This window comes from Caballeronia sp. LZ065, assembly GCF_031450975.1.
GTDB lineage: Bacteria > Pseudomonadota > Gammaproteobacteria > Burkholderiales > Burkholderiaceae > Caballeronia.
This window is the reverse complement of record NZ_JARUXV010000003.1, coordinates 578,105-590,696: the sequence shown is the minus strand read 5'-3', so window position 1 is coordinate 590,696 and position 12,592 is coordinate 578,105. Positions and strand designations below refer to the sequence as shown.

12 protein-coding genes are annotated in these 12,592 nt (G+C 61.4%); 4 read left to right on the top strand and 8 right to left on the bottom strand.

Annotation, left to right across the window (positions count from 1 at the left end):
• Nucleotides 1-2 precede the first annotated feature (2 nt).
• The 3 genes from QCE63_RS22900 to QCE63_RS22890 all read right to left on the bottom strand — a co-directional run bounded on the left by QCE63_RS22900 (nt 3) and on the right by QCE63_RS22890 (nt 3,137).
• Nucleotides 3-884: a glycine betaine ABC transporter substrate-binding protein gene (locus QCE63_RS22900; protein WP_309836217.1), complete on the bottom strand. Its 882-nt coding sequence runs from the start codon at nt 882-884 to the stop codon at nt 3-5.
• A 76-nt stretch (nt 885-960) separates the two neighbouring features.
• On the bottom strand, nt 961-1,854 hold the full coding sequence (locus QCE63_RS22895; protein ID WP_309836215.1) for a proline/glycine betaine ABC transporter permease: 894 nt from the start codon (nt 1,852-1,854) through the stop codon (nt 961-963).
• The gene (locus QCE63_RS22890) at nt 1,851-3,137 is read right to left on the bottom strand and encodes a glycine betaine/L-proline ABC transporter ATP-binding protein (RefSeq protein WP_309836214.1); all 1,287 of its coding nucleotides are present in this window, start codon (nt 3,135-3,137) and stop codon (nt 1,851-1,853) included. Before QCE63_RS22890 ends, QCE63_RS22895 begins: the two co-directional genes overlap by 4 nt.
• 637 nt (nt 3,138-3,774) lie before the next feature.
• Here QCE63_RS22890 and QCE63_RS22885 point away from each other — a divergent pair.
• Nucleotides 3,775-4,335 carry a thioredoxin family protein gene (locus tag QCE63_RS22885; protein WP_309836213.1) on the top strand — a complete coding sequence of 187 codons (561 nt, stop codon included), beginning with the start codon at nt 3,775-3,777 and terminating at the stop codon, nt 4,333-4,335.
• Nucleotides 4,336-4,417: 82 nt separating this feature from the next.
• On the opposite strand, the gene QCE63_RS22880 is transcribed toward QCE63_RS22885, so the two are convergent.
• On the bottom strand, nt 4,418-5,377 hold the full coding sequence (locus QCE63_RS22880; RefSeq protein WP_309836212.1) for a bile acid:sodium symporter family protein: 960 nt from the start codon (nt 5,375-5,377) through the stop codon (nt 4,418-4,420).
• Between the two features lie 431 nt (nt 5,378-5,808).
• On the opposite strand from QCE63_RS22880, the gene QCE63_RS22875 reads away from it, so the two are divergent.
• From QCE63_RS22875 to QCE63_RS22865, 3 genes are all read left to right on the top strand, one after another.
• Nucleotides 5,809-6,318: a DUF6622 family protein gene (locus tag QCE63_RS22875; protein ID WP_309836211.1), complete on the top strand. Its 510-nt coding sequence runs from the start codon at nt 5,809-5,811 to the stop codon at nt 6,316-6,318.
• A gap of 126 nt (nt 6,319-6,444) precedes the next feature.
• Nucleotides 6,445-7,239 carry a DUF899 domain-containing protein gene (locus QCE63_RS22870; RefSeq protein WP_309836210.1) on the top strand — a complete coding sequence of 265 codons (795 nt, stop codon included), beginning with the start codon at nt 6,445-6,447 and terminating at the stop codon, nt 7,237-7,239.
• A 196-nt stretch (nt 7,240-7,435) separates the two neighbouring features.
• A complete protein-coding gene (locus QCE63_RS22865; protein ID WP_309836208.1) occupies nt 7,436-8,098 on the top strand; it encodes a hypothetical protein in 663 nt (220 codons plus the stop codon).
• An 85-nt stretch (nt 8,099-8,183) separates the two neighbouring features.
• On the opposite strand, the gene poxB is transcribed toward QCE63_RS22865, so the two are convergent.
• The 4 genes from poxB to QCE63_RS22845 all read right to left on the bottom strand — a co-directional run bounded on the left by poxB (nt 8,184) and on the right by QCE63_RS22845 (nt 12,532).
• Entirely contained in the window at nt 8,184-9,905 is a 1,722-nt protein-coding gene (gene poxB / locus QCE63_RS22860; protein WP_309836206.1) for a ubiquinone-dependent pyruvate dehydrogenase, read from the bottom strand.
• A gap of 386 nt (nt 9,906-10,291) precedes the next feature.
• On the bottom strand, nt 10,292-11,089 hold the full coding sequence (locus tag QCE63_RS22855) for a transporter substrate-binding domain-containing protein (protein WP_309836204.1): 798 nt from the start codon (nt 11,087-11,089) through the stop codon (nt 10,292-10,294).
• A gap of 77 nt (nt 11,090-11,166) precedes the next feature.
• The gene (locus tag QCE63_RS22850; protein WP_309836202.1) at nt 11,167-11,895 is read right to left on the bottom strand and encodes an amino acid ABC transporter ATP-binding protein; all 729 of its coding nucleotides are present in this window, start codon (nt 11,893-11,895) and stop codon (nt 11,167-11,169) included.
• Nucleotides 11,879-12,532, bottom strand: coding sequence for an amino acid ABC transporter permease (locus QCE63_RS22845; RefSeq protein WP_309836201.1), 654 nt, complete (start codon nt 12,530-12,532; stop codon nt 11,879-11,881). Before QCE63_RS22845 ends, QCE63_RS22850 begins: the two co-directional genes overlap by 17 nt.
• Between the last annotated feature and the right edge of the window lie 60 nt (nt 12,533-12,592).

Here is a 12,592-nt window from a genome sequence, read left to right as displayed (position 1 = left end):
CGTTATTGCGCCAGCCATGCCTTCAGCTTGTCGGGGTGTGCATCGACGAACTTCTTTGCGGCCGTCGCATAGTCGTTCGTGCTGTTGCCCTCGAACTCGATCGCTTCCACATCCGCGAGATCGAGCTTCAGATGCTTGAAGAAGACATCGGCGCGCGGGAACTTGCCTGCGAACTGCTTGGACGCGAATGCATGCACCTGTTCTTCGCCGCCGAGCGTGCCCTTCGGATCCTTCAGATAGCGCATCTGCCATTTCTGGAACAGCCAATGCGGGCTCCACACGGTCGCGACGATCCATTGCTTCGACTGATAGGCGCGCTGGATGGAGGCGAGCATGCCCGCCTCGCTTGCGGATTGCAGGTGATAACCGGAGAGGTCATAGGCCTTGATGGTCTTCTCCGATGCCTGCATCAGTCCACCGCCCGGTTCGATGCCCTGGATCACGCCGTTGAGCTGCTTCTGCACGTCGGGCTTCTTCAGGTCCTCGATGGACGACACCTGCGACTCGGGCACATACGCCGGCACGGCCCAGCCGTTCTTGCCGCCCGTGTAGATGATGCCGACGTCATCGAGATCGTTCTTGTAGCGCGCCACATACTGACCGTGCGTGACTGGCAACCAGCCGCCCACCATGATGTCCAGGTCGCCGCGCGCCACGCCCTGATACTGGATGCCGATGTCCGCCTGCACGAACTGCACCGGCTGCTTCAGTTGCGTCTCGAGCACATACTTCGCGACATTGGCGACGGCGAGCACGTCGGCCCAGTTGGTGACGGCGATCTTGAGCGGCTCGGCGGACATGGCGGGAGCGGACGCCACGCCGAAGGCGACGACAGCAGGCATCAGCACCTTCGCGAGCATTGCCTTGATGGACAGGTTCTTCATTTCGACTCCGGATGGGGTGTGTCAGTGTGTGGTCTGGTTTGCTATTGCGCCGGTCGTTGCCGGCGCCTTTCTTCGGTCAGGTCTGCGCGGCCTTGGAGGGCGTGACCGGCGTGGAGATGACCTTCTTCTTCTTTGCCTTCCTGGCCTTGACGCCGAAGCTTTCCGTCAGACGGTCGAGGATGATCGCGAGCAGCACGACGCCGAGACCGCCTTCGAAGCCAATGCCGATGTCGAGACGCTGGATACCGCTCAACACGTACTCGCCGAGGCCGCCCGCACCGATCATCGATGCGACCACCACCATCGACAGCGCCATCATGATGGTCTGGTTCACGCCTGCCATGATCGACGGCAGTGCGTTGGGCAACTGGATCTTCCACAGCAGTTGTGTGTCAGTGCTGCCGAACGCGCGGCCTGCTTCGAGCAGCTCTTCACGCACCTGGCGGATGCCGAGCGTGGTCAGGCGCACGACGGGCGGCATGGCGAACACGATGGTCGCGATCACCGCGGGCACGCGGCCGAGACCGAACAGGATCACGGCGGGAATCAGGTAGACGAACGCGGGCATCGTCTGCATGAAGTCGAGCAGCGAGCGCAGCACGACTTCGGCGCGATTGCTGCGCGCGCCCCAGATGCCGAGCGGCACGCCGATCACGAGACTGAAGAAGGTGGCCGCGATCACCAGCGCGAGCGTGGACACCGTCTGCGCCCAGAGCCCCATGTAGTTGATCGCATAGAGCGCCACGCCGACGAACGCCGCGAACACCACACCCTTGCGCCACAGCGCGAGCGCCATCAGGATCACCAGCATCGCGATGAAAGGGACCGCGCCCAGGCCATCTTCGAGCACCTTGATGACCGCGCCGAGCGCGGCAGAAAATGCATCGAAGCCGCCGCGAAAATGCGAGAACAAGAAATTGACCGCGTCCTCGGCGAACTTGCCGAAAATAGAACTGCTCGAACCGTTCATGCTGCCCTCCGCTCCATGACCTGCTTGAGAATCGTGCGGCACGAGACGACGCCGGCGAGCCGGCCTTGTGCGTCGGTGACGGGCACGTCGTGTTCCTGACTGAGTGCGATGGCCGCGAGCCGATGCAGATCGGCGTCGAGCGGCACGGCGGCAACGTCGCGCAACATGGCTTCGCGAATCGGACGCGCGCCGCTCTTGTGCAGCGATGCAGGCGTCACACATCCTTGATAGCGTCCGGCTTCATCGCAGACGTAACCGCAGTCGGCGCCGCTGTCGATCAGGCTGTTCAGATAGCGTTCCGACGGTGCGCCGCCGTCGCAGGCAATCAGGCCGCGCTCGACCTTCGTGAGCAGGCTGGATGCAGCGAGGAAGCGCGACACGTCGACGTTGCGGAAGAAGTCGCGGACGTAATCGTCGGCGGGCGACTGAATCAGTTCAGCGGGCGTGCCGACCTGAATCAATCGGCCATCTTTCATGATGCCGATGCGTCCGCCGATCTTCACGGCTTCCTCGATGTCATGCGAGATGAAGACGATCGTGCGCTGCTCCTCTTTTTGCAAGCGCAGCAATTCGTTCTGCATCTCGAAGCGGATCAGCGGGTCGAGCGCCGAGAACGCTTCGTCCATCAGGAGCACCGCGGGATTCACCGCGAGCGCGCGCGCCAGTCCGACGCGTTGCTGCATGCCGCCCGACAGTTCGCTCGGCAGCAGTTTTTCGTAGGAAGCCAGACCGACGCGCGTCAGCGCGGCGCGGGCAATGTCATATCGTTCCGATTTTTTCTTGCCGGCGACTTCGAGTCCGTATGCAATGTTGTCGATCACCGAGCGGTTCGGCAGCAGCGCAAAAGACTGGAACACCATTGCCATTTTTTCGCGGCGCACCGCGCGCAATTCGTTCACGTTCATCGGCGCGATGTCGCGGCCTTCGAGAATCACCTGCCCCGAGGTCGGCTCGATCAGACGATTCAGCAAGCGAACAAGCGTGGACTTGCCCGAGCCGGACAGTCCCATGATGACAAAGATTTCGCCTGCATTGACAGCGAGGCTGACGTCGTCGACCGCGACCATGTTGCCGGTCTGCGCGAAGATTTCGTTGCGGCCGAGGCCCTGGTTCAGGAGTTCCTGCGCACGCTCGGGTTTGGCGCCGAAGATCTTCGAGAGATTCTTGACCGTGAGGATCTCGGTCTTCGAAGCGGCGACGGATCGGGCCGGCGACAGGCTGTCCGGTTCTGCGGAAACCGCTTTTGACAGGTCGCCCGGTGCGAGCGTTAGGTTCGGAATCATCGATTCATTCCAGCTGGCAAGTTCGAGAAAACCGGAACGTTGGGGACGTCTGCCATGGGCGTCCTTCGAGTACGATCCGGGTCGACAGCGCCGATCACATTCCGGCGTTCGTTGCGTTGGAATGAAGCGTAACTGGTCAATTTCGATCATCCACCGACATTTTCTGCGCCCTTTCCGATACTTCTGGTAATGGATTCCCGTGGTGCAGACGATGCGGGAAAACGGTGCAAGGGCGGGTGAATCGCTGGAAGCGTGTGTGGATGCGGCTTTGCGGGCGTCGAACTTGAGCGGAGATGGGTCTGGCGGAGTGAGGCTGATGCGGCGACGCTAGGGAATGCACCTAGACGGGCTGTCCTGCATGACTTTTCGTGAGGTTGAGGGCTCGGAAACCGCGCGCGAACGTGGTCCTCGCGGTGACGATAATCGCCCCGCGTTCCGGAAAAAACCGGTCTGAAACGTTCGGTCTTTTATTGCAACGACTGCCTTGGAAATAGCGGAACGAACCCGCTCCATGTATCGCCATGTATCTGCAACACCCTCGGATACACAGCGATGCCGAAGGACCCCTGCCGGGACAAGCGCCCGATACATCCGCGCGCTTCAATACGCTCCACGCCAACCGGAAAGGAGAATCCTCATGTTCGATCGCATCAAGATCGCCGCCTTCGCTGCCGCCATGATTGCCGCCTTCGGAGCGGTGGCCGCGCTGACCGCCTTCGCATCGACGGGGGCGTCGTCCGAACCGGATCCGGCGCGCCAGATCGCGGTCCAGGCGCCGGAATTCACCGGCATCGACAACTGGCTCAACAGCGCGCCACTGAATCTGAAGCAAATGCACGGAAAAGTCGTGCTGGTCGATTTCTGGACCTTCGACTGCATCAACTGCGCGCATACGCTGCCGCATGTGAAGGACTGGTATGCGCGTTATCGCGACAAGGGACTCGTCGTCGTGGGCGTGCATACGCCCGAATACGGCTTCGAGCGCGACACCGGAAACCTGAAGAAGGCGATTCAACGCTACGGCATCGACTTTCCCGTTGCGCAGGACAATGCCTACGCGACGTGGAACGCCTACGGCAATCAGTACTGGCCCGCGCTCTACCTGATCGACCAGGACGGCAGGATCGTGTACCGGCACTATGGGGAAGGCCGTTATGCGGAGACTGAGGCGAAGATCAGGGAACTGCTGGGAGCGTGAGCACCAGGCACGGTTGTACAAAAAAGGCGTGCCCGCAAGTTGCGGCACGCCTTCTATCCGGAACAAGTGGTTCCGCTATTTCTTAGCCATGTCGAGCGACAGCAGCGTCGGCATCCTCATCCCGCGTCGCGCCCTTGGCGGGACGGCCTGCCCAATAGCCAGCCAGCACTGAACCTGACAGGTTGTGCCACACCGAGAACAAGGCGCCCGGGAGCGCGGCGATCGGGGTGAAGTACAGCTTGCCGAGCGTCGCGGCAAGACCCGAATTCTGCATGCCGACTTCGATGGCAAGCGTGCGGCAGACAGCCTCGTCGAAACCGAGCAGACGTCCGCCCCAGTAACCGCCCAGCAGCCCGATGCCGTTGTGCAGCACCACGCCCAGAGCCACCACGAGACCGACCGAGGCAATGCTCTTTTGCGTACCGCCGACGACCGCCGCGATGATCAGCAGAATCGACACCATCGACACGAGCGGCAAGACCCACTCGATCTTGCGCACGATCTTGCCGAACAGATGATTGACGACGAGACCGACGACGATCGGCAGCGCCACGATCTGGACGATGCTCATCAGCATGCCGTGCACGTCGACCACGATGGACGCATCGACGTAAAGGCGCGTGAGCAGCGGCGTAGCGAACACGCCGACCAGCGTCGACAGTGCGCTGATCGTGACTGACAGCGCCACGTCGCCGCGCGCCAGATAGATCATCACGTTCGACGCCGTACCGCTCGCGACGCTGCCCACCAGCACCATGCCGGCCGTCAGGTCGGGAGGCATGCGCAGCGCCTTGGCGATCACCCAGGCGGCGAGCGGCATGACGAGGTAATGCAGAACGATGCCGGCAATCACGGGCGCGGGACGCGTGAACACGCGCCGGAAATCGTCGAGGGAAAGCGTGACGCCCATCGACAACATGATGATGGTCAAAAGCGTCGTGACGTGCGGTGCGATGCCCGTCACGGACGAAGGCTCGGCGTAGGCGGCGATGGAAACCAGCACGGCCCAGAGCGGAAAAAGGCGGGTGATGCGGGCAAGCATGGAAACAATCCTCGAAAGTCGTGTGGGTAGCGTGTCGTGCCTTACTGGCGGAACCGCGGTGGCTGCCGCGGCGCCGGGGGTGCCGGCTGCGCAGGAACGATCGTCTGATCTCGCGCGAAACAAATGGGCCCATGTGCAGCAAGATTGCCCTCGTGGGGCGGCCGCCTGGGCACCTGGGCCGCCTGATCGCCGTGCCGTCAGGCGCGGATCGCGCGCGGTGCGGCAAGAAAAATCAATCAGGCGCCGCATTTTACCTGTCAGCGCGGTTCTATTCTGAATTCGCTTAATTCCGACGCCGCTTGCGTCGATACGGGCCGTTCCGCTTTTTAATTTCGCGCTAATTCGTTTCCTTCATGCTGCGCAAGAACGAAGACTCATGGCGCGAATGCCAGCCCCATGAGTCGTCCCGTGACCACAACAAGGAGATCGTCATGTCGCCAATTGCAATCCTTCAGGGCACGCCGACCTGGGTCTGGGTGCTGCTCGCATTTCTTCTGTATCGCGGAATCAGGGCCTTGAAGACCAACACCGCGCCGCTTTCGAAACTCGCCGTGATGCCGCTGATTTTTGCCGGCCTGGGTATCGCGCATCTGATGTCGGACCCGTACGCGGGGTGGAGCGCCGTCCTGGCGTGGATCATCGGTGTCGGAGCAGGTATCGCGGGCGGCATGTTCACCGCGAGCCGTACGCGTTTCATCGTCGATCCGATTGCTCGCACCGTGATGCTGCCGGGCTCCTTCGTTCCGCTTGTGCTGATCGCCGTCATCTTCATCGCCAAGTTCTGGATCGGCTTCGAAATGGCCACGACGATGCTTGCCACCTCGCTCGTCCACTATGCGTTGCTCGATGCGGCCATATCGGGACTTGTTGCAGGCATGTTCGGAGGGCGCTTCATCACTTACTGGCGCGGACTCGGCGCATGCCGGCCAGCCGCCGCGTGAGCGTACGCGCCGCCATCCTCCAGACAGTCCGATGCAAATGGCGTCACACTTGTTACTCCCGAACCGCGCGTCGCAGCCTCACACTGGCGCAACGCTCACGTTCTTGTTCAGGAGGAGACGCAAGTCATGACTGCATCGGACGAAACAGCAGGGAATGGCCCGCAAGCGGGCATGCAAACGCCGGCGGTTGTCTCGCCGGCTGAATGGGAGGCTGCGCGCGAGCGGCTCCTCGTGAAAGAAAAGGAACACACTCGAGCACGCGATGCGCTTGCCGCCGAGCGTCGCCGCATGCCCTGGATGGCTGTAGAGACGGATTACCGGTTCGAAACCCCGAGCGGTACGCTGAGCCTGCTCGATCTCTTCGATGGGCGCCGTCAATTAATCGTTTATCGCGCGTTCTTCGAGCCCGATGTGTTCGGCTGGCCCGAGCATGCCTGCCGCGGCTGTTCGATGGTCGCGGACCAGGTCGCGCATCCTGCACACCTGAATGCGCGCGACACGACGCTGGTGTTCGCATCGCGCGCGCCGCAGGAAAACATTGCAAGACTGAAGCAACGTATGGGATGGGAGATACCGTGGGTCACCATCACGGATCAGTTCGACAAGGACTTCGCCGTGGGCGAATGGCACGGCACGAATGTCTTCTTCCGCGACGGCGACAGCCTGTATCGAACCTACTTCATCAACAATCGCGGCGATGAGCAGATGGGCAATACGTGGAACTATCTCGACATCACGCCGCTGGGGCGGCAGGAGCTCTGGGAAGACTCGCCCGAAGGCTATCCGCAGACGCCCACCTATAAGTGGTGGAACTGGCATGACAGCTACGTGGCGGATGCCCAGCCCGACAAGAAATGGGTGGAAGTGTCGGACGCGGGCGAAGCCGCGTTCCGTGCGGAGAGCGCCAAGAAAAGAAACTAAGTCGAAAATACCGGTTACGAGAAGGGCGGCTTCATAGCCGCCCTTTTTCGTCTAAAGAATCCGCCAAACGTTTCCGTTATCGAAACTATCCGCGATGCAAGCTCATCGCGCATGGCCCTCTCGCACCAGCCGGCACCCTCCGCCGCTTTCGCCAGGACGCCCTTCCGTCCAATCCATCCCTGGAATTTTTTCTGCAATGAAGACATCGTTGGCCGCGCTCGCGGCCCTCGCCGGCGTGCTCGCCGCCCTCGCCACGCCGCTCGCGCACGCTCGCGAAATCTATGGCCAGATCGGCACCGAAGGCGTCGGCCTCGGCTACTCCGAGCCGCTTGGCACCCGCGACAATGTACGCGCCGAGTTCAATGGATTCCGCTTTTCGCATAGCTTCAATGCCGGCGGCCTGCACTACGACGGAACGGCGAGCATCTATCACGGCGGCTTGTATTTCGATTTTTTTCCGGCGCCTGACACGGTTGGTTTTCGTATCACGGCCGGCGCGCTCGTCGGCGGCGATAACGTCGATGCCACTGCGACCAGCATGAGCGGCACCTACACGATCAATGGCGTGCAGTACTCGACACTCGGGCAGAGCATTCACGCGAAGGCGCGCTTCCCGACGGTCCGTCCTTATATCGGCATTGGCTTCGGCCATACGCCGGTTGCGCAGAAGGGCTTCTCGGCATTCTTCGGTGCAGGCGTCGCGTACGGCCGTCCGCACATCGACTTCGACGTGCCCGCCGATATCGTCGCCGAAGCAGGACAGGCAAACGTCGATGCGGAGAAACAGGATCTGCAGAACAAGGCGGACAAGCTGCGCTTCTTCCCGATCGTCAAGGTCGGCGTCACGTATCGCTTCTGAGCGCGGGTCGCGCTTTGCTCTCACGCTGATGTGCCGAGCCGGGCGCGCTTTTCATGCGCGCCCGGCTTTCGCTCGTCGTCCGGGATCAACGAAGATTGGTGCGCGCCAGTTCGATGATCTCGTCGCCGCGGCCGCTCAGGATGGCTCGCAGCATATAAAGGCTGAAACCCTTCGCCTGTGAGAGCTCGATGGCGGGCGGAAGCGAAAGTTCGTGCTTGGACGTCACCACATCCACGACCGCGGGCCCCGGGTGCGCAAATGCGTCTCGCAGCGCACTCTCGAGTTGTTCCGACTCCTCGACGCGCACTGACCAGATTCCCGCTCCCTTTGCGATCTGCGAAAAATCGGTCTTGCTGAGGTCCACGTTCGTATCCACATAGCCCGCCGCTTTCAGTTCCAGCGACACGAACCCGAGCAGGCTGTTGTTGAACACGACGACCTTGATCGGCAAGTCGAGCTGCACGGCGCTCAGCAGATCGCCGAGCAGCATGGCCAGACCGCCATCGCCCGACAGGGACACCACTTGACGCTGCGGATGCGCCGCTTGCGCACCGAGCGCCTGCGGCATCGCATTGGCCATGGAGCCGTGGTTGAACGAGCCGTGCAACTGGCGCATGCCGTTCATCGTCAGATAGCGCGCAGCCCACAGCGTTGGCGTGCCGACGTCCGCCGTGAAGATGGCGTCTTCGGCAGCGATGTCGTCGATCAGCTTGGTCAGGTACTGCGGATGAATCGGCCGGCCCGGCGCGGAAGGCGTCGCGAGATCGTCGAGTCCCTTGCGGGCGCTCGCATAGTGCTTGAGCGCATTGTCGAGAAAGCGTCGTTCATCCTTGCGCCTGAGCTTCGGCAGCAACGCCGTGAGCGTTTCCTTGACGGTACCGACCACGCCCATCTCCAGTTGCGCGCGTCGCCCCAGTTGCGAGCCGCGCCAGTCGATCTGGACGATCTTCGCGTTCGGCGGATAGAACGGACGATAAGGAAAGTCGCAGCCGAGCAGGAGCAGTGTGTCGCAGTTCATCATCGCGTGATAGCCGGAGCTGAAACCGATGAGCCCTGTCATGCCGACATCGAATGGATTGTCGTACTCGATGAACTGCTTGCCACGCAGCGCATGCACGACAGGCGCACCGAGCGTGTCCGCCAAGGTGACCACTTCATCGTGCGATCCTGCAACGCCGCTGCCGCACATGATCGTCACCGCTTCGCAACTGTTCAGCAGGCCGGCCAGCTTGTCGAGTTCGGTGTCGGAAGGAACGATCGCGCCCGGTGCGCTCGCCGTCCAGCGAGGCTCGATACCTGGGCCCTCGCTCAACGCAACATCGCCGGGCAGCACGATCACCGCGACGCCGCGCTGATCCAGTGCCGCGCGCATCGCTCGTTCGAGCACGCGTGGAAACTGCGATGCGTTCGACACGAGTTCGACGAAATGACTGCACTCCCTGAACAGCTCCTGCGGATGCGTTTCCTGGAAATAGTTGAGGCCGATTTCCGTCGAGGGAATGTGCGCGGCGATGGCCAGCACCGGCTGATGGTTGCGATGACAGTCGTAGAGCCCGTTGATCAGATGAAGATTACCCGGCCCGCAGCTGCCCGCGCAGACGGCCAGCTTGCCGGTCGTCGCGGCGTCGGCCCCGGCTGCGAACGCGGCGGCTTCCTCGTGCCGGGTATGCATCCAGCGGATCGAACCGACGCGATCCAGGCTGAAGGCGAGTCCATTAAGGCTGTCGCCCGTGACGCCCCAGATGCGCTCGACGCCGGCGGCGGCAAGCGTCCTTGCAAGGTAATCGGCAATGGTTTTCGTGGCCATGTTGCAGCTCCATGCATGGGAATGGTTCCGGGAGATGGCGCAGTCGTGCAGATTCAGGGGGCGAGAGACACGAAGCTTCGTGTGTCGATGCGCCACGCACAAGCAACGGCTCTTTGAATGCACGATGCAAAATGCAGACGCAAGTGTATGCCCGGTCTGTGAATCTTGTCTTGTACCGTGTTCACAGCGCTTCACCGCTCACAGCGAGAGCTCACCTTGCGCGACGATCGAAAAGACCGATGCATCCGGCATTTTGAATACGTAAAGCCCGATTGCCTTCCGCGTGCAAAATGTAAAAGGGCGAATAACGTCGAGGCTCATCGCCCCGCGCCATCCGCCCTTCTTCAGGGCCCTGGGGGACCCACGGACTACCGCGACGCTATGCGTCAGGCGCCCTTGCGAACGTTGTCCGGCAGATCGCGGCCGTGATACTTCTTATAGATCGTGTTCAGGTTGCCGTTCTTCATGTTCGTGCCAACCCAGTTGTTCACCCACTCCTTGAGACGCGGCTGATCCTTGTTCATCGCGATGCCGAGATCGAAATTCTTCTGCTCGAACTTCATCTCGATGTTGCGTTGAGGCGCACGGTGCTGCATCTCCTGCAGGTTCGACGGCGTGCTCGAGAACACGTCGATCTGCCCGGTCACCATCGAGGTGATGAGCGTTGCATCGTCTTCATACCGCTGGATCTGCGCCCCCTTCGCCTGTTGAGTCGTGAGCGTGTCGTTCACGGTTGCGCGCGTGAGGCCAATGGTCTTCCCATCGAGGTCGGCATAGTCCTTCACCTTGATCGTTTTCAAGCCGCCGACGATAATCGTGATCACCGCATAAGGCGTCGAGAAATCAACCACCTTCGCGCGTTCCGGAGTAATCGACAAGTCCGCGATCACAAGGTCCGCCCGCTTGGCTTGCAGCGTCGGTATGCGCGCTGCATTGGTGATCTGCACCAGTTCGAGTTTCACGCCGAGGTCCTTGGCGAGCGCGGCTGCCGTATCCACGTCCGAACCAGCGGGCTTCAGGTTCTCGTCGGCATAGCTGAAGAGCGGCGTGCCCATTGCGATGGCGACGCGCACGACGCCGGCCTTCTTGATGTCGTCGAGCTGGTCGGCCATTGCGCTGTGAACCGCGCCTGCCAGCATCAGCGTGGCAAGAGCCGCGCGTGCAAAGATTGTCTTGGCTTTCAAGTTACGTCTCCGTCGTTATGGTTGTTGCGTGGATTGATGCGTGAATCGAATGCGTGTTTGCATGCATGCAGCAGGAATCACAGCCCGTTATCGAGAAAGGCTCGTAGCTCCGGCGTCTGCGGCGAATCGAGCATGCTGCCGTCGCCGACTTCCCAGACCTTCCCCTGATGCATATAGATGATGCGGTCCGCCACGCGCTTGGCAAAGGCCATTTCATGCGTGACCAGCAGCATGGTCATGCCGTCCGCGGCCAGATCTTCCATGACGCGAAGCACTTCGCCCGTGAGTTGTGGATCGAGCGCCGATGTCACTTCGTCGAACAGCATCACCTTCGGCGACATCGCCAGAGAGCGCGCAATCGCAACGCGCTGCTGCTGCCCGCCGGACAGCTGTTCGGGATATGCGTCCGCCTTCGGCCCGAGTCCAACCTGCTCCAGTACATTCAAAGCGATGCGCCGTGCCTCGTCGCGGGACATTTTCTTCACGTGACGCAACGCAAGCATGATGTTTTCTTCCACCGTCAGATGAGGGAAGAGGTTATAGCTCTGGAACACGATGCCCACTTCGCGGCGCAGATGATGAAGATCCACCTTGGGATCGTCGACACGTATGCCGCATACCTCGATCTGACCTTGATCGACGGTTTCCAGCCGGTCAATGCATCGCAACGCTGTGCTCTTGCCCGAGCCACTCGCGCCGATCACAGCAATCATCTCGCCCTTGTTGACTTCGAACGACACGCCCTTAAGGACATGATTGGAGCCGAAGCTCTTGTGAATATCGTCGACCTTAACGATTGCTGACATTGAGCTTGTTCTCCATCGATTGGCTCCAGCGCGAAAGCGGATAGCACAGAACGAAATAAAAAGCGCCTACCAGACCGAAGATCAGGAACGGCTGGAAGATCGAGTTGTTGATGATCTGACCCGCGCGCGTCAGTTCGATGAACCCGATCACTGACGCGAGCGAAGTCATCTTGATCAACTGCACGAGAAACCCGACCGTGGGCGGCAACGCGAGGCGCATGGCTTGCGGAATGATCACGAGCCGCAAGGTCTGCCAGCGCGACAGCGACAGGCACTCCGAGGCTTCCCATTGCGGCTTGGGCATCGCCTCGATGCAGCCGCGCCAGATGTCGCCGAGATACGCGCTCGAATACACCATCAGGGCAAGGCCCGCCGCGATCAGCGCAGGCACCTGATAGGCATACACGGACAGGCCGAAGTACACGATGAACAGCAGGATCAGCAGCGGGATGCCCTGAATGGCTTCGATATAAACCAGCGCGACGCGCGACAGCCATGTGCGCGGCGAGATGCGCGCGAGCATCACGACGAAGCCGCCAATGCCGCCCAGCACGAACGCGAGCAGCGACAACACCACGGTCCAGCCGATCGATTGCACCAGATAGGCCAGGTGCGCAGCCGTAAAACCGCCGCTCATGCCGCACCCCCGGGTATCACCGTATCGATCCGTTGCGGATCGGGCGGTGCCTTGCCGGCC